Origin of the sequence: Nocardia donostiensis (assembly GCF_002081715.1) — a bacterium.
Classification (GTDB): Bacteria; Actinomycetota; Actinomycetes; order Mycobacteriales; family Mycobacteriaceae; genus Nocardia; species Nocardia donostiensis.
In genome coordinates this window covers 24,318-43,034 of sequence record NZ_MUKP01000029.1, presented here as the reverse complement: position 1 = coordinate 43,034, position 18,717 = coordinate 24,318, and the positions used below count along the sequence as shown (strand labels likewise).

Below are 18,717 nucleotides of genomic sequence, written 5' to 3'. Positions count from 1 at the left end.
TCGACCGACTCGCTATCGCTCATCTCCGACTACCTCTCTGACCCGACCGAACCGTCGTCCCCGCCTGGTTATCTCGCCCCTGCTGCTAGTTGTTTTCGACTATGCGTCAGCGCGGCCTCGGGCGAGGCCATTCATATTCCCATTGCCGGGAAGGCCAGACAATGGGGACGAACACGAGGGAGGCGGTGTCGGCGAATGGTGACAAGCGCGACGGACACGACAGATGCCGTTGCCGGCGAACCGGCGACAGCGTCGGTTGTCAGCTCACCCACCAGCGGTGAAGGTCTGGTGTCCCCCCTCGAGAGCATCTCGTCCGAGACGATTACCGACAACCCGGAAGCAACACCTATTTCGGCGCCGTTGATCACCGACACCACGGCGGGCGCAGTGCCGGAAACAGCGATCGCGGCGGCGACAGGAGCGGGCACCGGGGAGTACTGGACTGTCGAGCTGGTCCGGCCCGAAGGCGCCTCCGAAGGAGTGCTTGCCTATATTGCCTTGGCCGAGACTGTTATTCAGACAGCCGTCGACCTCCTCGGTCGTGGGATGCCGTCGCCGCCGCCGAATGTCGATGAGCTGTTGACGTCGGTAGTACATGAAAGCCTCGGGGCCGGTGAGGCTTCCAAGGCGTACAAGAAGACGCTGTACACGGTGGAAGCCAGTCAAGCGCAGCTGCAGGCCATGGACGAACAGGTCAGCAAGACCTCGATCACGGTCGCCGCCGAACAGGATCAGACGCTGCGCGCGATCAAAGACATCGTCGCCAAACTCAACACCCTGTTGCAGGCCGTCAGCGGTGTAGACCTGAAACCTGCCCAAGAAGTCAAGCTCATGGACCATATCGCCGCGGCAGTCGAGGCGGTGTACGCCAAGGTCACGCAGGTTTCCGATATGAACGCGGAGATGGCGGGGGAAAAGAACGGTGGGGGCGGTTCATCCAACGGTGGTGGCGTCCCCACCGGCGGCGCAACGGGCGGCGGCGGAGGCGGAAGCGGCGGAGATCTGATGAGCTCCCTGCTCCCGATGCTCGCCATGGCGCCGATGGCGCTCATGCCCTTGGCTCAGCTGCTTCCGGACCTGCTGGATCCGGAAAAGGACAAAGAGGACGACAAAGCCGGAGAAGGCGAGCAGAAGAACGGCGCGCCCGGCAAACCCGGCGAGCAGACCCCACCACCGGGCGACCCCAATGCACCGACCGATCCGAACGCGCCGCAGAACGGCGCCACCGCACCGCAGGGTCAACCCGGTCCGGCGAACCCCGAGGGCAACGCGCCCACTGCTCCCGCACCGGATACACCGCCACCCCCTGCCCCCGGAACCCACGTCTGATACGCGTCTGGGCACGCATGCTGCCCGCTACAGCCTCACTCCCACACTCGATCTGTCTCACGTCGCCTTCGGTTCGTGGGGAGGCACGACCTGGTCAAGGCCCACGCGGGTGTGGGTACCGCGAAGCACATGCGGCGCTCAGCGGTTTACGGTCTCGGTGATCTGTTCCAGTTCGGACCACACCTGGCCGAGGTCCCCGCCGGACGCGACTTCTCCAACGTCGCGCCCCTGACAGCAGCCCCTGCCGGGGTCAGTCCCCGGCAGGGGCTCTCTACCGTCCTCGATCAGCGCCCCTGCGCAGTGTCGGGCGGCGTGACAGGTGGGACGGCCCCAGCGGGCGGGCCCGCAACAACAGGGGGAGGTGAAACGGCACCCGCGGGCGGCGCCGACGCCTGCACAGGAGCCGTCGCCTGCTCCGACGCGGACACCGTTCCCGTGCCGGCAGCCGGACGCGCGACATGTTCGGTTTCCGTCGCCGCCACCGACGGCGGGATCTGCACGAATGCCGGGTGATTCACGATCTGCTCATGCGCGAACACCGCGTCACGCAGGCTTTGCCTGCTCGGTTCCTGCGCCAGCAGCGCGACGAGCTCGTTACAGCGGCGCTCCCATGCCATCGCCCGCAGATCCGATACCTCGTCATCCACCCGCAATTCACCGAGACCCACCCGGCCCACGTCGACCCGGCGCGGGATCATCGAGGCCGCGAGCAAGTCATCGGCCTCTTGTAATTCGTCCCACCACTGGCGCGGAACCGGGCTGTTCGCCTGCACCGCGGCCAGGATGCGGTCTCGGATAGCGCGCGAGGCGGCGGCCTCCACCGGTGCGGTCGCCGAACGGGCCAACTGAGCTTGCGCGTCCACGGCCAGTTCGACGCAGCGAGACCGGACATTCGCGTCCGGGACCACCGAAACCTGTTCCCGGGCAGGTATCGAGCCTGCCAAATCGAGGCGGTCGACAGTGTCCGGGGTGAGCACCCGCAGGTCGAGGTCATAAGCCGGGCCGACCAGATCTTCCATCGGCACGTCGGCGAAACGCGTGCGCAGGCCAGAATCGATCGGGCCGGACGAGACGAGCGCGGACAGCTTGGCATTCGCCTTCGCGCCCCAGGCAAGGCCGAACTCTGCCAGCACCCGAGCCGGGTCGGAAACGCCTTCCCAGGGGGAGGCGCTTTCGTGGGAGCCGTCGTTCAGCAGTTCATCCCACAGCCACGGCGTGGATACCTCCCGCGGCAGGAAGAGCCCGGCGGGCAGCCAGCCACGCCCTTCGTTCGAGGTGATGAACACACCCGCGCCCGCAGGACCCCGCATCACTGAAACAGCCCAGGTCATACCGATCGCCGGCTCGGCCGCTGCCAGCACCGCGCTCAGCAGGGTCCGTGCTATCACGAGATCGTCGCTGACCGCACCGCCGACCACATAGTCGGGCTCGGCCGCCTTGTCCTTGGCCGCGGCGACAGCGGCGCCGAACGGAGTGACCGCCGGTATCGGCGTACCGTCGGTCGGCCCACCCGGCGGCGGGCTGGATACACGGTCGTCGCCACCGCCACCGCCACCGCCGGCCGAGGGACCGGAGGGGCCGCCGGAGGGGCCGGAGGGACCGAGAGGCCCGCCGTAGGTTCCTCCCGGTGCCATGGCGCCGTTGGCGGCGGCCGCCGCCGGAGTGCCGGACGCGCCGGGCGTGGTCGTCGTCCCGTCGGTCCCCGTCGGTGGCACCGCTGCCGTTGCGCCCTGGTTCGCCGACGCGGCAGGCGCCATGGTCTCGCCGCCCGTCGGCGAGGTGGCGGAGGTGGCGGCGGGCGGCGGTGTCGCGGTGGTCGCGGCAGGCGCGGATACGTCGCCCGGCGGGGCGTCGACCGGTGTGGCGCCGGACGAGCTCGGTCCGTCCAGACCGGGCGTTATCAGACCGTTCGGTGTAGGTCCGGCAGGCACCAGCAGACCGGACCCATCGGGGTCGGCGATACGGCCGATGTTCCTCCCCATATCCTCGTCGGCCTGCTCGTAGGCATCTGCGGCGGCGAGCAAGGAATCCCTGGTGTTTTCGTGCTCTTTAGCGAGCGCTTCTCCGGCACGCTGCCGGGCGTCGTAGTAGCGTTCCAGCGCGCGCTTGACGGGATCGGCGATCTTGCCGTAGGTCGGTTCGAAGTTCGCGAGCCATTCGGTGGGAGGCTTGGCCCATTCCCGGGTGTCGCGGGCGACCTGATCGTGTTGGCTTGCCAGCTGGCGTAGCACCGCAGGTTCGATATACAGCCCGTCCGGCATGCTCGATCAATCCTTTCCCGCCACCGACCCTACCTATTGTCAATTCTCCCCAAATCTGGGAACCCGACTCGAGCTGCGGCGGACGGGCAGCCCGCCGAGTCAAGGCCGCCTGCTTGTCGAAATCGTCGGGCGTTGCGGCGGCGGCTCCGGGGGCGGGGTGCGCGAACTCTGCTCGGCGAATATCGGATGCGACCGGATCTGCGCGTGCGCGTATACCGCGTCCCGCAACGTTTGCCGGGTCGGCTCCTCGGACAGCAGCAGCGCCAGCTCGTCACAGCGGCGATGGAACGTCAGTTCGCGCAGGGCCGCCAGTTCCGGGCGGCCGGACGGCTGCTCGGAGCGCAACTCCCCCAGCCCGACCCGGCTCACGTCGGTGCGCTGCGACAGCACCGCGGCGGCCAACAGGTCGTCGATGTCCTGTAGTTCGTCCCACCAGGTCTCCGGGAATTCCCGGCCGTGGCGCAGCGCACGCAGAATACGCAGCCGGATATCGGCGACTCCCAGCGACTCCGACGAGGCGAAGCCCGCGCGGTGAACCCGCATATGCGCGTCCACCGCCAGCTCGAGACAACGCAGCGCGACCGAACCGTCCGGTACCTTCGCGGCCCGGTCCAGGAGTCGCTGTGATGCGGTGAGCCCGAGCCGATCCAGAGTGCTGGAAGTCGGAGAACGCAAATCCATCTCGGTCGAGGCCGCCACCGAGCCTGCCACGGCAACCTGCCCCAGCTGTTGCCGCAGAGCGGCGGCGATGGGTTGTGACGACGCCAGGGCCGACAGCCCAGCACCCGACTTGGCGCCCCACGCGAGCGCGAACTCGGCGAGCACCCGCGCCGGGTCGGCCACCCCTTCCCAGGCCGCGCCCTCGGAGACCGCCCACTGCCATGGCGTGGAAACTTCCCGCGGCAGATATAAACCCGCGGGCAGCCAGCCGCGGCCCTCGTTGGAGGTGACGAACGCGCTCACTCCACCCTGGTGCCGCATCACCGAGACCGCCCAGTCCACTCCGATGGCCGACGGCCCCACCGCAGCCAAGATACCGCCGAGCAGCGTGCGGGCGAGGACCAGGTCTGCGTCCACTCGTTCACCGACCAGGAACGCAGGTGATGCCGCGGAGGCGATTGCCGCGCCGACCGCGTCCCGGACCAGTTCGGCGCTGCCGTTGTCGTCCTCCCCCATGGCCCCTGCCTTGCGGACAGGCTGGTTGTCGCGGATCGGCGGCGGCTGCGCCTTCCCTGCCGACGGTGCCGACACCGAAGGCACCGCCGCCGTTCCCGAGACGGACGCCGACTTCCCGGTGGTAGCGGCCTGTGCGCGCTGGGCCTCGGCCTGCGGCGCGGGGGGACGGTTCTGCGACGCGGGTGCGGTCACATTCTGCGGCGGACCGGTGGTGGAGCCGGTGGCGATGGGCTGCGGCAGAATCGGCGGCACGGCGCCGGTGAGCCCGTCGGGCTGCGTGACCGCGGCGACCGGTGTCTGCGACGCCTGCTGCTCCGAAACCGCCGTGCTCGGTTCCTGATCGCCTGTCTCGGGTTTCGCCTCCAGCTTTTCCGAATCGCGCCCCTCGGGATCCGTTCGCCGCGCCGCGCCTGTCACGTCGGCGTCGGCGGCGTCCGAGGTATCCCCGGCGGCCGGGATGTCAGCGGCGGCGGGTGCCGGCTGCTCCGGCGCGCCGGACGGACCGGCGGACGGTCGTGCGAAACCACCGAAACCTGCTTCGGGCCCCTGTGGAGATTGCGGAGTGTGCTGCGCAGGAATCACTCCGGGGGGCAGCGGAGCACGCGCATCGATATCTTCGGTGTATCGGTTGCCGTCAACGGCGGGCTGCTCGGCATTGGGGCCCGGCAGCGGGGTTTCCTCGGTAATGGGGTCTCCGGGCAACAGGCCGGGCGAGGGCGCGGTCTCCGGTGCGTCTATCGGAAGTGTGGGCACCGGTGCGGGCGAAAGCCCCTCTTCCGGCCGCGGCTCCTCGCCGGGCGGCCAGGTGGGTGCAGGTAGTTCCGGGCCGGGAGCACGGGGGCCGATCTGCCAGGGACCCGGTTGCCCCAGTGCGTCGGCGATATCGTCCAGCGACGGCAGTCCCTGTGGACCGAGGGAGGCCATGGCATTGGCCACGATATCGACGACCTCGGCGCGGGCCTCGTTGACTATGGTGCTCGTGGTAGCGCGGTCGGTCGCTTCCTCCGCGTCGTCGTCGGTTTTTCCGTCCCCGTCGTTGTCGCCGCTGGTTTCGTTCCGGATTCTGTTGGTGGCGTTGTAGACCACATCCAGAATCTGGTTCCTGGTGCGGCGAACGAGCTCGGCGAAGGCGCCGAAGGTGTCGGCGGCGGCGAGCAACGCGTCAGCGAAACCCTGCGGACCGGCCTGCTGGGTCCGCATCTCGTCCTTCACCTGCTCGAGCCGCTCGCTGACGCGGACTTTGTTGTCGAAGTCGTTGCGTGCCGCGGCTATATCACCGAGGTTCAGCGCCGCTGCGCCGTCTCTGGCCGAGGTCTCCAACGCGCTCCACGCGGAGGGGGGGATCTCGGGCCAATCGTCTCGAACGATGGCCTGCCAGTAGGGGCTTTCGCGCTCGGGTTCCATACCAGCCGCAGTCAGACCGATAGGTTACGTACGTGCGCGGCACCTGCCTCGTCGGCGGATGTGATGGCGTTGACGTCGGAGACGGCGACCTGCAGGGTTTTCGTCGCGCGGGCGCCCGCAGCCCGGGTGGCGTCGTCGAAGACCTGTTTTATCCACGCCTTTTTCGCGACCAGCGCATGGTCCAGCGACGATTCCGGTCTCCGGTGGACGACGAATCCATCGGCCACCCCCCGCGTGTGCTCGGCCGCCGACGTAACGGTTCCGCTGTATTTGCCCGCCGAGTTGATGACCTCGTTCGGCCCGTCGATATCGACCATGGCGCCTCCTGTCTTCGTGCCTGCTGCTGAGCGTTCAGTAGGCGCGGCTGCCGAACTCCTGGTTCTCCATCGTCCGGTAACCGGCTTCGGTGGGCAGATCGAAGGAATCGATCGTATGCGGACGAGCGCCCCTGTGCTCCATCTCCTTACGTAAACCGAGCCGGGATTTCATATGCGCAAGCCGGGCGATGCGGACGATCTCGGCAGCGAGCCAGGTGTCGCCGTTCTCCCTGGCTTCGTCGGTGATGTGCAGGCCGACGATCTCGCCGTCGCGGTCGCACGCCACGCCGACCGTGTGATCGGGATTGAACACCTCGTAGATGAGGGTGCGCCAGTCCGGAGCGTCCTGCTCGTTGTCGGCGTCGTCGTAGTTGTTCGTCATTGCATGCTCTCCACAGATGGTGTGCGGTCATCGGAATAGCCCGGCTGGTCGTCGTTCCCGTCCAGTGCGGCGGCCAGCGCAGCCCACGCATCGTCGGCAATCGATATGACTTGACGCAGCTGCCAGAATCTGTTGCCCAGATACATCTCGCCCGTGCCGTCGGCGGCGATATCGAGGTGGTCGGGGCCGTCCATCTCCGAGTTCAGGGCCACCGTGGTGACCGGTGGCCGTCCGTCGTCCACGCTGATGATCCGGCCGCCGCCACCGGGAATGAACGTCTGCTTACAACGCGGGCTGTCCCCCACCACCACATCGGAACTGTTGGTGGTGAGCGAGACATCCGGGTTCATCAACAGCTGTGTCACCCACGCGCGCGCCGCGGGCTCCGGCCGGTCGGCGTTGATCGTGATCGTCAACGAGGCCGCGAGGTCGACAACGAGCACCGCGTCGGCAGTGGTGACACCTACGGTCACCAGCCGATTCGTTGTCGGCTGCGGTGCAGGCAGATCATCTGCACCCACTGTGGTCGTCTCGGAACCGATACCGCCGTTCGTGACAGGATAGGACGTGACCACCCCGCTGGCCACGTCCACCGTATAGGCAACAGTGGGACCGGACGCACCTGAGCCGAGGGACGCCAACCGGGCCATCCCCTCGTCTTGTAACCAGCGGACAGCGTCGGCTAGCGACACCCCTTCCGCCGCGGCATCGGGCTCGGTCACGAATGCGCCTCCGACGGTGTGCGCGACGCATCGGCGGAGTCGTTTGCTTCGGTTGCTTCGGTTGCTATGGCGCTCATGATGCTCTGGTATTGCCGCGCGGCGTCAGCGGTGCTCTCCCGGATCGCGGCCATGATCTCGTTCACCAGTTCCGGGCTGTCGAAACGATCGACCGTGCCAGGAGTCAGATACAGCGAGGTGAGGCGACCCATGGCGTCGACCTCCGGGATGACGAGACCGCTCGGCGAGGGACGTCGTGCCCGGACTCCATCGATGCGTTCACGCATATCGGCGATGCGATGCCGTAGATCGCGGGCGGCATCCAGGGCTGCCTGGACGTCTGGGTGGATATTGCTCATGCGGTTCCTCCGGTTCTTGTCGAACCCTGGCTCGTTGGCGCCGGAGTCGGCGAGGTCACGGTCGGTGCGATGGTAGGCCGTTCGCCGATCACGGGCTCGGTGTGCGGGGTGTCGTCGACATACATCAGCCGATCGGGGTGCCAGGCCACGATCCGGTTGCGCTCCCCATTGCCTCCGCCGCCTGCCCCCGCACCCGCACCGCCCGCACCCATCGGCATGTACGGCATCATCGGGCTACCGACGCCACGCCCGGAGGTAGCACCCCCGGATGAGGAGCCGCCCAACGGTTCGATCACCGGCGCCCTCGCCCCGCCCGTTATTCCGGTGGCAGTCGTCGCGGCCGTCGTCATCGCCCCTACCGTGACCGCTTCCATATCGCCTGCGCTGGGTATGCCTACGCCGCCGGGGGAGGTGGTGCCACCGTAGGACGAGACGCTCGGGATGCCGAGATCGCCGTACCCGTAATCGTCGTAGTAGTCGTCGTAGGCTTCGTCGCCGATTTCCTGGCCGAGGGGCAGGCCGTTCATCGCCATGCCCATCGCGCTCATCATGGTGGGCAGCATCTGCGCGAGCATGTTCATATCGCCGCTGCCGCCCTCGTTCGTGCCACCCGCGCCGGAAGGGTTGGTGATGTTCTCGGTGGCAGCCGAGTAACCGGTCATCGTCTCGGTCGAACGGGCGTTCTGCTCCTGGAATTTCGCCAACGCCGCCTGGGTGCCGATTTCGTCTCTTGACCGCATCGCGCGCACGAGTTCCTTACGTGCCGCGATGATTTCCTCCGGTGTCGGGTGTTTCGCCTTGGCTGTGCTGAACGCGTTGCCGTAGGCGTCCGCATCGTCGGCGAGCTTCCCGAGCGCGGTGGCGAGTTGATCGAGCCAGCCCCGGTAGGTGGTGAGCTCGGTGGCAGCGTCCGCCCCCACCGGCGTCCAGCGCTGCATCACTCCCGACGCACGATCGATATCGGCCGCGGCGACCGTGTAGGTGTCGCTGGTGAAGGAGCGGACGGATTCCGCGAATCTCATGGCGGGCCCGGGGCCGGGGCCGGTGTGCAGTTGCTGCGCGTATACCAGTGGGTCACCGCCGCCGGTGCTGGTCATCGTACTGAGCGCCGGTGGCACCCGCCGCAGCCCCAGCTGTTCGATCTGCGGTACCGGGTTCGTCACATCCGCCCCGCCGCTGCCGCCGATGTGCTGCGCGCCCTGCATATCGGCAGCAGCGTAATCCACAGCGGCCGCACCGATATTGTGTGCCGTCTTCTGGATCTTGTTGAGAACACCGACAACACCGTTGAACAGGGCCGCCGCGTCCGCATTCAACTTCGGGACGGCAGCGGCGGAGATGGGGTCGGCTCCGGCGGGCAACACCCAGCCCCTCGGCATCGCGGCACCGGTCGTGCGGGCCAGATCGGCGGCCTGTGCGGCGACGGCCGCGAGCTCACCGAGATCGACATTGAGTGCCATGACAACCTCCTCTGCTCACCAGGTATGTCACACCGGCGTCGCCGCTGCCGCCGCAGCGGCGCCTGCTGCCGGGTCGTCGGACGCCGGAATACCGGGAGCGGTTTTTGCGGCCGCATCGTCTGCCGCCACCGCCTCGATACCCTTCGGATGCGCGAAACCCTCGAATTGGCCGAAGCTTCCGTCCTTGTCGTTCATCCCGTCGTCGTCGGTATTGAGCGTCACGATCTCACCGGCGACCACGGCCTCCAGGGTATTCCCCTCATCGGGCCCGAACACGATGAGCACCGCCTCGCGGTCGGTCCAGACGCCGACGTCACCGGTCATGAGCTGGCTCGGATCGACCCGGCCGCCGATATCCTTCTTGTCCGACCACTTCGCCGGGGTTTCGGCGTAGGCAGCCTGCGCATCGGTTCCTGCCTTGTTGTCGAAGGCCTTGTCCAGCGCCTGGGCCACGGTCGGCGAGACCTTCTGGGTCCTGCCGTCGGGGTAGGTGTAGTCGACCAGACCGTCCGCACCGGGGGTACGGGTCGGCGCGCCACCCATGGGTTGGGTCGAACTCGCCCCGGCGGGAGGCGCGTTGTTCGTGGCGGCGGGCTGCACAGTGGTCTGGGTGGTCGCGGCCGGAGCGGCAGGGGGGACCGGTGGCGGCGGCTGCTGGAAACGCGTCTTCTCGAGATCGTCGCGCTGGCGGTCCATATCGCGGTCCGCCATCTCCTGCATCCGCCGCTGCTGGGCCGCCATCATCATCTGCTGCATCATCTGCTGCATCATCATGCCCATGCCCATGTCTCCGCCCATACCTGCGCCCGGCGGCATAGCGCCTGGAGCACCGGGCTGAGGCGTACCGATCCCGCCAGGCTGGTCGATCCCGCCGGGCTGGTCGACACCCGGCGGATCGATATCCGGCGGATCGATATCGTCCGGCTTACCGATATCCGGCGGGTTGATTCCACCCGGTTTATTCGGATCGAGGCCGATGGGCGGGGGCACGGTGCCAGGATTCGTTCCATCCGGGGTCCTGATGCCACCCAAGTCAGGTGTCGTCACAGGTGGCGGATACGTCGGCATCTGCGGTTGTGTAATCGGGGTGGGATAGGACAGCCGGTTCTGGAGGTCCTTGATCTGGGCATTGGCCTTGTCCAGTGCAGCCTGAACTTCTTTGAGCTTCGCGGCTTCCTGTTCGACCTTGGAGCCCGGGCCGTCCGCTTCCTCCTGCGCGGCCCGTTCCATGAGCGTGGTGACGTTCTGCATCGCGGTAGCGACGTAGCTCAGGACGTACTCGTCCTCGCTCATATCGCCTTCCGGGTACTTCGCGGCTTGCAGTTTCAGCTCTTCGATCAGGGTCTCGAAGGCGTCCTGAGCCCCGTCTCGGAGTTCTTTCGCCTCTTTCACATGCTCGGTGAGCGCCAGATCGGCTTCCTGCATCGCGGTGAAAGCTTGACTCAACTGCCCGGCAACCACACTGTAATTTTCGAACACTTGCGAACTACCGCCGCTGCCCTCGACCTGTGGTACCGAGCCGACCTTGGGAACGCCCTCTACTTTGCCCGAGCCGAGGCCCGCCCAGTTCTGCTTCAGCACGCCGAGCATCGACTTGTCGTCGCGACCGTCGAGCCAGTCCTCGATGAACCCTGCGAGCGACAGCCCGGTATCGCCCCAGTTCGATGCGTATACGTTGGGAATGAAAACGACCGGCATCCCGTTCATCGGCCGGCCTCGCTACTGATCGTTGGGCGGAATGGTCGGTACAGCCGTCCTGTACTCCGTCCCCGCCGGCCTGATCGGAACCAAGTTCGGCCGCCCGCCGATTCCGGTATTGCCGAACAGGTCGGTGATGTTGTAGCCGATAAAGCTGCCCACTCCTGAGCGCATCCCAGCCCCCCACGGGCTTTTGAAAACGTCTTTGCGGTTTTTGAAGCTGTCACCCCAGGTGCTCGGTTTGAAGAGACCTTTGCCCTGATCTTTAACCGCAGCCCTGCCCACCGCGTCCTTGAACAGAGCCTTGCCTCCGATTTTCAGCGGGGCCGTTAACGCACCACCGCCGCCGAGGGCAGACAACCCGGTATCCAAGGCGATTGTACCCACATCGTCCCACCCGAAGCCGTCACCCTCGGTCGCCTGCTCCCAGATACTGGCGCCCATACCGACCACACCTGACGCGATGACCCCACCCAACGGCGGGAAAAGTGCCGTACCGACCAACCCGGCGGTACCGACCAGAATGTCATCCAAACCGAGATCGAGCCCAAACATCTGATCACCTGCCCGAGTCGAAATGCGGGTTCGCGTACTCGCCGGATCGACGCGCGACCGATAACGACCGCGCTGTCGCCGTGATGGTCACTCCGGCTTCACCTGTCGGCACTACCATCCCGCCTTCCGCTTCCGTTGGGCCCGGCCCGAATCACGACCACGGGTGATCGCCGGACCACCGTCGGCTCGGAACCGACACCCGAAACCCATTGTCAGAGATTCCCAAGCTTGGGAACAGCGCGGATCGGGGTGCACTGGAGGATGGAACGCGTGACTGGCTCGGTCGGTGACGGATACGGTGCCGGGACAAAACCTGTCGGCAATCGTACGTGGAGCGGTGATGGCTACTACTGACGCGCCACGCGGTACCCGATCACACGACTGGGATCCCTTGCGGTGGTATCCGGACACCATCGTCCAGCGATGCAGGGAACATCTCCGCGCGCGACCACGGCACCGGCGTATCGCATCGGTACTGGCGGCACTGTTCGTGCTGCTGGTCTTCCCGGGTCTCGTCGGCGCCGTCGCATCCGCCCAGGGCTACGGCGCCGCAATCGACGGCCTCGCCTGGATGGACGTCCGGGATTCCGAGGGGATCCCACTGTCGGTATACCAATTCGCCACCGACAAGGGTGGCTTGCTCGAGCCGGGCAAAACCATCCTGTGGACCATCATCAGTCTCGAGTTCGTCGGTTACATAGCCATTGTCACCACCGCGATATGGATCATCGGCTACGCGCTGAGCTTCAAATGGCTGGATTCGTTCGGCAATGCGCTCACCGGCGTAGCAGATGCGCTCACCGCACAGATCGCGACACAGATCGTATTGATCACCGCGGCGACCATCGGCGCGTTCTTCGTGGCCTGGTTCATCGCTCGTGGGTTCCACGCCAAGGCCACGATGCAGATCGTGACCATGCTGGCGGTGGCTATGCTCGGGCCGCTGTATCTGGCCGAACCACTCGCGGAAGTACTCTCGTCGCACGGGTTGCTCGCCCAGGGCCGCAACTTGGGCATTACGATAGCCGCCGGACTCAACGGCGATGGCGATCCGAATCCGTACCTGCTGGTGAACACGATGCAGCAGGATCTGGCGGACAACTTCGGCCGGCAACCGGTGCAGGTGTGGAACTTCGGGCACGTGCTCGACCCACAGTCGACGTGCGGGGCGATTTGGTCGGCGGGCCTCAGGTCCGGCGACACGGACGATATCAAGAACGGAATGCAGCAGTGCGGTGATTTCTTCGCCCACCACAAATCGAACAACCCCGACTGGGGGCAGGTGGGCACCGGACTACTCCTGCTGGTGTGCAGCACTATCCTGCTGCTGTTCGCGGTGTTTCTGGCGCTGAAGGTTTTCAAGGCGGCACTGGACACGATCTACCACTGCTTCATGGCCATTTTCGGGTTTGCGGCGGGTGGTTTCGTCTATGGCCCGACACAGACCTTCCTGGTCCGCAACGTTGTCGACGGATTCATCGCGGGTGCTCGGATGACCGTATTCACGGTCTTCCTCGGTATCTATGTGCTGTTCATGGGCAACCTGTTCGACCAGGCCAAAGGGCAGGTTCTCCAGGTGATCGTCATCGCCTGTGTCGTCGAAATGGTCGCGATCTCCCAGCTGCGCCAGCTCCACGACTCCCTCGAAAAGGGGAACGACTGGGTTACCAACCGGTTCGCCTCAGCGATCCAGGGTGGCTTCCTGGCAGCGCCTGCAGGCGGGGGTGGCGGCGGTGGCGGAACAGCGCTGGGTATGGGTGTGATCCGGGCCGGCGGAGGCGGATCGGGTATGGGCAGGCTGTCGGCGCTCAACACCATCAACTCCTCACCGGTGCTGGCCTGGGTGGCCGGTGGTGTGGTCAATCCGCTCAACCCGCTGGCCCGCGCCAGACGAAAGAACGAAGTCACGAACCTCTTGACCGCAGATCAGCGTATCGACCAGTACGAATGGGGCCATGTGGGCAGGCAGGCGTGGGTCAGCAAAGCGCGCGACCGTGCCAACAAAGCGGGCGGTATCATGTCCGCACTCGGCGTCGCCAACGCCTTCGACGGCCTCGGCGATATCAAGACTCCCGAGGCCCAGCTCATATCCACCATCGTCGCGGCAGGTGGAACAGCCGAGATGGCAATGGCAGGCATGCGTGCCACCGCCGCTCTGAACAGCGCGCTCGTCACGAATCCCTACGGCTGGGGTCCGCTCCAGAAGGCGCTGGCCAGCGCCCGAGGGATCGAGAACCACCCGATCGAAGATCTGCTCGATGCGAGCGGCAATGTCCTCAAAGGCGGTGTCGGGGATGCTGTGCACGATGCCTTCGCCTCGAAGGCCGTCGTTGCCGCGACCAACTTCGCGCGGCACACCAATATAAACCGGGGACCCCTCACCGCGGAAGATCAAGCATTCGTCAACAGGGTCAAAGCGCACTGGAACTCCGATCAGACCATACGCCAGATCCAGCCGCACGAGTGGGAACAGGCGAGCAGGAACGCGCGCTGGGCTCTTGCACACGATGCGGCGTCCGAGCACCTCAAGGTCGTCACCGAATACCAGCAGAGCCTGAACGACCCGGTGGCGCGGGCAGCAGCGCACGACCGGCTGCTCGAATCCTCGGGTCGGCTTGCCAATATCGACCACCTGCATCCCGACGACGGCCCGGATCCCTTCAACCAGTGATCGGGATTCAACCGCCGCCGCGACTGCTCTACCAGCTCAGCCGGACGCCGAGGACAACGGGTCACCGTCCGACAGCGGGCGATCCGAGGCAGCGGGACTATCTGCTGCCTGCCCTGGCGACTATCACGGTCAGCTGCTGAGCACCCGCTTCACCCGCACCTGCTCATCGAGCGGGATCAGCTGTCGGACCGGCGTAGCGCCGCCCGGCTCGACCGTCACCATCTGCGTAGCGTCGACGGCAATCCCGACCCGGGTGGCCCCGTGCGCACGATAATCCCAGAAAACCAGGTCACCAGCCGAAACCGCGGCCGGTGCGACCCGCTGACCGCAGTAGCCTTGTTCCTTCACCCCGAGAGGCAGCACGACTGCTCCCGGCTGCTGGTCCGGATCCAGTGCGCCGCATCCGCGTTTCGACGGTTCCGGTGCTGCCGCGCCCACGGTGGGATCGCATCGCCCGGTTACTGCGGCCGAGGAGGCCCAATAGATCACGTTCCGGGCGAAGTCGGCCTGCGCCTGCGCGCCGCCTGCGCTACCGCTCGCCCCGCCGGCCTGCTGCAATGCCAACTGTCCCGCACAATCAGCCGCGATTCCGGTGTTCACGGTCCGCAGCATCCCCTGCTGATGCGGCGCCGTTTTCATGGCCGAAGCGCAATCGCGTATATAGGGCGAGATCGAATCATCATTGGGGTCGAGCACCAATTCTGCATAGGGATTGGCTGTCAGCGGTGCTGATGTAGCAACGGGCTCGTCGGTATCCGCTGGTTCGTCGGCCGAGTCCGGCGCGGCGGGTTTCGGCGCGGCGGGATCTTGCCCGATTGCCGTGTCGCACTGATCCTGGAAGTCCTGTATACCGTTCGAGATGACGTTGCCGCACGCGGAGGTCAGCCCCAAACAGCACACGCACACCACGCCCAGCACACCGAGGGCGAACATCATCGGCTTCGATATCAACGAACCCATACGAGCTCACCAGACTATGCGGTAGGAAGGCCGCTTCCCGCACCGGGCGGGCTGGCTCTGCATACCGCCGCTCATCTGACGGCTTCCGGCTCGCGGATCACCGGTTTGGCAGTCGTCGCCACGGTCGGCGTACTGGTGATGGCGGCGGCGCGATCGGGCCGCGCCGGTCCGAACACCTTGCCGCGGCCGATCCGGTTCAACGCATCACGCATGAACATCTCGCCACGCCGTTCCTCCGGAACCTGCCTGCCCGGCCCCACCGGCGGGGAGGTCTCCTCCCGCAGGATGGAGAGCAGGAAGGGCGCCTCGTCCAGATCGACACCCAGCCATTCGAGGCTGTTGCGCGCCAGGGTTTCGTCGCGCTGCCGGAACACAAAGCGGTTCGGGATCAGATTATGTGCGGCGCCCTGGAAGTCGGTCGCTGGATCATGGGAAGCCAACCCGATGGCCGCGAGATGCTTACGGCCGTCCCGACTGAAATCGGAGGTCACTGCCGCGCCCACCTGAGTTTGGGTGAAGTGGTGGGCCTCGTCACCGACCAGTAGGCCGAACCGCCCGTTATCGGAGAGGAAGGCCTCGCGCGCGGTCACACCGACCAGCTCGTACAACGCCGTTCCGAGCCGCTTGGTCAACGGCAACCGATTGTACAGGTGGGGAGTCGTGAGTTCTTCGGCAGTGGGCAAGGCCAGCTTGTGGCTGCGGATCACCGTCGCCGCGGCGTCCAGGCGCAGTGGACGCAGCGCCGGATCGAACAGCACCGGTACGCGTTCGACGATGGTGCCCAGTCGGGCGGCCAGGTCGGCGTACTCCTCCATCGCCCCCGGTTCGTCCCGGAGCCGACAGACCACCCGATACAGATCGAGCAGGCTACGGATGTGGTACTCGGCAACCCCCTTGGGCGACAACAGGTTGCTCACTGCTGCGCCGGAACCGGAAGTCGGTGACAGATCGAGCAGCGGCAGGATCGAATCGAGTGCCCGTTCGCCCGCCACCTTGGGGTCGAACAGTCGCAGCGGATCCAGCGAGACCGAGGGGTTGGCGAGATCGATCACGACCGCGTCATCGATCGCGGAGGCGAAATGCTCCCACTCCCCCACCTGACTGCGGTCGATGGCCAGGAACTGACCACCCATATCGTGCACCAGCACCGCCATCAGTTTGAGGAAATACGATTTGCCGGAACCGAGCTCGCCGGTCACCGCGAACGATGCGGACAGGTCGTGCAGCGCCGCTTCCATGATCCCGAAATGGATGGGCTCGAAGTTCCCCGACAGCAGATTGACTCCGATCACCGGGCCGCTGTCATCGCCGATCTGGCTGGTCGTGAACGGAACGAACCCGGACCACATATCGGAAGGGACGATATGCGCGAAATCGTCGTAGGCGCGGCGCGGCGGGCTGCCTGGTACCAGCATCGACCACAGGTCGACCTGCGCCCCGACCGGCGCGGTCATCTCCACCTGGAACCGCTTGTAGCGCCGCCGCAGCGTGTTCACCGCATCCATGGTCTGATCCCGAGACGAGCCACCCACGGCGATCACCGTGGTGAACGACACCTCCGACTCGCCGCCGTTCACCTCGAAATGCTGGTTGTACTCGCCCAGCATCTGCGCCTTCGACATGAGCGTGTTCTGCGCGAAAGAGACCTCCTGGTCACGCTGATCCATCTGCTCGCCGAGACGGCGCAGGCTCACCTCGTTGTTCTTGAGCACCGTTTCCGCGGGCTTGGTGGAAATCCGCATTCCCCAGTCGACGGTGACACTCGTCAGACCTTCGAGCACACTGAGGAACTCACTACCACCGGGAAAGGTCATACCCGCGTACGGGAACGAGCGCGGTGTGAGCATGGCCTGGTACGACGGACGATAGCCGGAGTCCGGTTGCACGACTTTGATCACCGGCACGAACGACGGCCGCAGCCGCCGGTTGCTGTCGGCGCGGGCGCCCTCGTCCAGCGCAGCCGCACGGAACACCGCCGCGGTCGCGTCGTCGAGCGCGCCGACCCTGGTGGGGGCGACGGGGTCCCCGCCCGCGCCGCGGGCCAGGTAGTGCTCCCACAACCATTGGAACATCGCCGCGGGGACCGGAGTCGGGTCGAAATCGCTGCCGATACGGGACAGGATCTCATTCGCCTCCTCCTCGTATTTATCGAGCTCGGCACGCGATAGCGTTGTCGCATCAATGGTCGGTGTGCTGCCGCGCCACATCCGGGACAGCGCAGATACTCCAGAGTTGGAGGCGCCTACCGGGATCGACAGCAGGAAGATCCTGGTTTGCGGCTCGATCAACCGGACGCGTTCGTAGGAGGCCACCACTTCGATGGCGTAGTCCTCGCATTCGTCGAGATCGATGCCCTCGACCATCTTGCCCAAGACGTCGATCGTGTTCTGACGAGCCTGTATGCCTAGCAGCAGCGAACCGTTGGGCAGGTTGTTGATCAGCGAATGATGGGCGAGTTTGACGTCGAATTTGTCACTCGCCTTGCGCAGGCCGTACCCGAGCGGGTTGATGAAGTACGTCGCAGTGACCAGACCTGAATGGGTGAACTGTAGATTCCCGCGGATGGCCGCGGTCGGCTGTAGATCTCGACTGAACCCCATCAGCTTGCCTCTCCGGTCGGCCTCCGGTTTCGGTATCCGTTGAGCGTGCTGCGCCAGCCGTTCTGCTGGGCTGGCTCAGCGTCGTTCGTCTCCTCGCGGTGGCGGCCGAGCAGCTCGAGAAACTGCCCGCCGGGCATGGCAGTCACCGGTTCCGGGCGTTTTACGGTATCGCGATCCGGGAAGATGAGGACCACGGTCTCCTCGATGAACATGGTGACGCGGCTGGATTCCTCCGTCACCGGCATACCGGAGGCGGAGACCGGTTTGGGGAAGAAGATCAACCGCCCGAACCAGAGCGTACGAGAAATGATGCGCACCCCGGTATAGGGGATCAAACCCAGCAAAAACCCGACCACGACCGTGATCACGACCCCGATGACGAAGGTCACCGCAGGATTGAGTGGTAGCGCCATCACCCCGACCGCGGTGATCAGCAACGACACCGCCACGCCTGCCACCTGAGGCAGGGTGTACGGACCGAAGGGCAGCTTCTGTCCGTTCTGGGCCTTGCCGATCATCGTGGGGACACGTTTGATCGGCGTGAAGACCTTGATGACTTGACTCATCGATAGCCACCGATGGGGTGGTCCGGCACGATCGTGTTGGCGTCGCTGCGCGCGTAGTTGACCAGTGTCGGCAGCATCCAGAACAGCACAGCGGCCAGTATGGCGGAGCCGGCGACGCCGAGCACCTTCCCCGGGGACAGCTTGGACTTGGCCGCCTCGGAGATGAGCACGCCCATACTGATAATGGTGATCAGGATCAACCCTGCCCAGCGGACGAAGATCAGCACGCCATACAGGATGTTGCTCAAATTGCTCATGGG

15 protein-coding genes are annotated in these 18,717 nt (G+C 65.9%); 2 read left to right on the top strand and 13 right to left on the bottom strand.

Going from position 1 to position 18,717, the window contains the following annotated elements; all coding sequences use genetic code 11:
* Nucleotides 1–288: 288 nt before the first annotated feature.
* Entirely contained in the window at nucleotides 289–1,329 is a 1,041-nt protein-coding gene (locus B0T44_RS18435) for a hypothetical protein (RefSeq protein ID WP_139347990.1), read from the top strand.
* 284 nt (nucleotides 1,330–1,613) lie between these two features.
* Here B0T44_RS18435 and B0T44_RS18430 read toward each other — a convergent pair whose 3' ends face one another.
* The 9 genes from B0T44_RS18430 to B0T44_RS18390 all read right to left on the bottom strand — a co-directional run bounded on the left by B0T44_RS18430 (nucleotide 1,614) and on the right by B0T44_RS18390 (nucleotide 11,660).
* A complete protein-coding gene (locus B0T44_RS18430; RefSeq protein ID WP_077121066.1) occupies nucleotides 1,614–3,590 on the bottom strand; it encodes a type VII secretion target in 1,977 nt (658 codons plus the stop codon).
* Between the two features lie 99 nt (nucleotides 3,591–3,689).
* A complete protein-coding gene (locus tag B0T44_RS18425) occupies nucleotides 3,690–6,170 on the bottom strand; it encodes a hypothetical protein (protein WP_077121064.1) in 2,481 nt (826 codons plus the stop codon).
* Between the two features lie 11 nt (nucleotides 6,171–6,181).
* A complete protein-coding gene (locus tag B0T44_RS18420) occupies nucleotides 6,182–6,487 on the bottom strand; it encodes a hypothetical protein (RefSeq protein ID WP_077121061.1) in 306 nt (101 codons plus the stop codon).
* Between the two features lie 34 nt (nucleotides 6,488–6,521).
* The gene (locus tag B0T44_RS18415) at nucleotides 6,522–6,869 is read right to left on the bottom strand and encodes a hypothetical protein (RefSeq protein WP_077121058.1); all 348 of its coding nucleotides are present in this window, start codon (nucleotides 6,867–6,869) and stop codon (nucleotides 6,522–6,524) included.
* The gene (locus tag B0T44_RS18410; RefSeq protein ID WP_175648133.1) at nucleotides 6,866–7,591 is read right to left on the bottom strand and encodes a hypothetical protein; all 726 of its coding nucleotides are present in this window, start codon (nucleotides 7,589–7,591) and stop codon (nucleotides 6,866–6,868) included. Before B0T44_RS18410 ends, B0T44_RS18415 begins: the two co-directional genes overlap by 4 nt.
* Nucleotides 7,588–7,947 carry a YbaB/EbfC family nucleoid-associated protein gene (locus B0T44_RS18405; protein ID WP_077121055.1) on the bottom strand — a complete coding sequence of 120 codons (360 nt, stop codon included), beginning with the start codon at nucleotides 7,945–7,947 and terminating at the stop codon, nucleotides 7,588–7,590. The genes B0T44_RS18410 and B0T44_RS18405 overlap by 4 nt, the downstream gene beginning before the upstream one ends.
* Entirely contained in the window at nucleotides 7,944–9,407 is a 1,464-nt protein-coding gene (locus tag B0T44_RS18400; RefSeq protein ID WP_077121052.1) for a PPE domain-containing protein, read from the bottom strand. Before B0T44_RS18400 ends, B0T44_RS18405 begins: the two co-directional genes overlap by 4 nt.
* 27 nt (nucleotides 9,408–9,434) lie before the next feature.
* Nucleotides 9,435–11,114, bottom strand: coding sequence for a hypothetical protein (locus B0T44_RS28420; RefSeq protein WP_077121050.1), 1,680 nt, complete (start codon nucleotides 11,112–11,114; stop codon nucleotides 9,435–9,437).
* 12 nt (nucleotides 11,115–11,126) lie between these two features.
* Complete coding sequence (locus tag B0T44_RS18390; protein ID WP_077121048.1) at nucleotides 11,127–11,660, bottom strand: hypothetical protein; 534 nt, start codon at nucleotides 11,658–11,660, stop codon at nucleotides 11,127–11,129.
* Nucleotides 11,661–12,000: 340 nt separating this feature from the next.
* Here B0T44_RS18390 and B0T44_RS18385 point away from each other — a divergent pair, with 340 nt between their 5' ends.
* Entirely contained in the window at nucleotides 12,001–14,331 is a 2,331-nt protein-coding gene (locus tag B0T44_RS18385) for a hypothetical protein (protein WP_139347989.1), read from the top strand.
* A gap of 129 nt (nucleotides 14,332–14,460) precedes the next feature.
* Here B0T44_RS18385 and B0T44_RS18380 read toward each other — a convergent pair whose 3' ends face one another.
* The 4 genes from B0T44_RS18380 to B0T44_RS18365 form a co-directional block, all read right to left on the bottom strand.
* Nucleotides 14,461–15,291 carry an NlpC/P60 family protein gene (locus B0T44_RS18380; protein ID WP_139347988.1) on the bottom strand — a complete coding sequence of 277 codons (831 nt, stop codon included), beginning with the start codon at nucleotides 15,289–15,291 and terminating at the stop codon, nucleotides 14,461–14,463.
* Nucleotides 15,292–15,362: 71 nt separating this feature from the next.
* Entirely contained in the window at nucleotides 15,363–17,891 is a 2,529-nt protein-coding gene (locus B0T44_RS18375; protein ID WP_077121039.1) for an ATP-binding protein, read from the bottom strand.
* Nucleotides 17,891–18,457 carry a hypothetical protein gene (locus B0T44_RS18370; protein ID WP_077121036.1) on the bottom strand — a complete coding sequence of 189 codons (567 nt, stop codon included), beginning with the start codon at nucleotides 18,455–18,457 and terminating at the stop codon, nucleotides 17,891–17,893. The genes B0T44_RS18375 and B0T44_RS18370 overlap by 1 nt, the downstream gene beginning before the upstream one ends.
* Complete coding sequence (locus B0T44_RS18365) at nucleotides 18,454–18,714, bottom strand: hypothetical protein (RefSeq protein WP_077121034.1); 261 nt, start codon at nucleotides 18,712–18,714, stop codon at nucleotides 18,454–18,456. The genes B0T44_RS18370 and B0T44_RS18365 overlap by 4 nt, the downstream gene beginning before the upstream one ends.
* Nucleotides 18,715–18,717: the final 3 nt, after the last annotated feature.

Bases quoted from the DNA above. Each gene is read 5' to 3' on its own strand.
- B0T44_RS18400 (WP_077121052.1), bottom strand. From the start codon at position 9,407: ATGGCACTCAATGTCGATCTCGGTGAGCTCGCGGCCGTCGCCGCACAG.
- B0T44_RS18375 (WP_077121039.1), bottom strand. From the start codon at position 17,891: ATGGGGTTCAGTCGAGATCTACAGCCGACCGCGGCCATCCGCGGGAAT.
- B0T44_RS28420 (WP_077121050.1), bottom strand. From the start codon at position 11,114: ATGAACGGGATGCCGGTCGTTTTCATTCCCAACGTATACGCATCGAAC.
- B0T44_RS18430 (WP_077121066.1), bottom strand. From the start codon at position 3,590: ATGCCGGACGGGCTGTATATCGAACCTGCGGTGCTACGCCAGCTGGCA.
- B0T44_RS18415 (WP_077121058.1), bottom strand. From the start codon at position 6,869: ATGACGAACAACTACGACGACGCCGACAACGAGCAGGACGCTCCGGAC.
- B0T44_RS18405 (WP_077121055.1), bottom strand. From the start codon at position 7,947: ATGAGCAATATCCACCCAGACGTCCAGGCAGCCCTGGATGCCGCCCGC.
- B0T44_RS18365 (WP_077121034.1), bottom strand. From the start codon at position 18,714: ATGAGCAATTTGAGCAACATCCTGTATGGCGTGCTGATCTTCGTCCGC.
- B0T44_RS18385 (WP_139347989.1), top strand. From the start codon at position 12,001: ATGGCTACTACTGACGCGCCACGCGGTACCCGATCACACGACTGGGAT.
- B0T44_RS18420 (WP_077121061.1), bottom strand. From the start codon at position 6,487: ATGGTCGATATCGACGGGCCGAACGAGGTCATCAACTCGGCGGGCAAA.
- B0T44_RS18390 (WP_077121048.1), bottom strand. From the start codon at position 11,660: ATGTTTGGGCTCGATCTCGGTTTGGATGACATTCTGGTCGGTACCGCC.
- B0T44_RS18380 (WP_139347988.1), bottom strand. From the start codon at position 15,291: ATGGGTTCGTTGATATCGAAGCCGATGATGTTCGCCCTCGGTGTGCTG.
- B0T44_RS18425 (WP_077121064.1), bottom strand. From the start codon at position 6,170: ATGGAACCCGAGCGCGAAAGCCCCTACTGGCAGGCCATCGTTCGAGAC.
- B0T44_RS18370 (WP_077121036.1), bottom strand. From the start codon at position 18,457: ATGAGTCAAGTCATCAAGGTCTTCACGCCGATCAAACGTGTCCCCACG.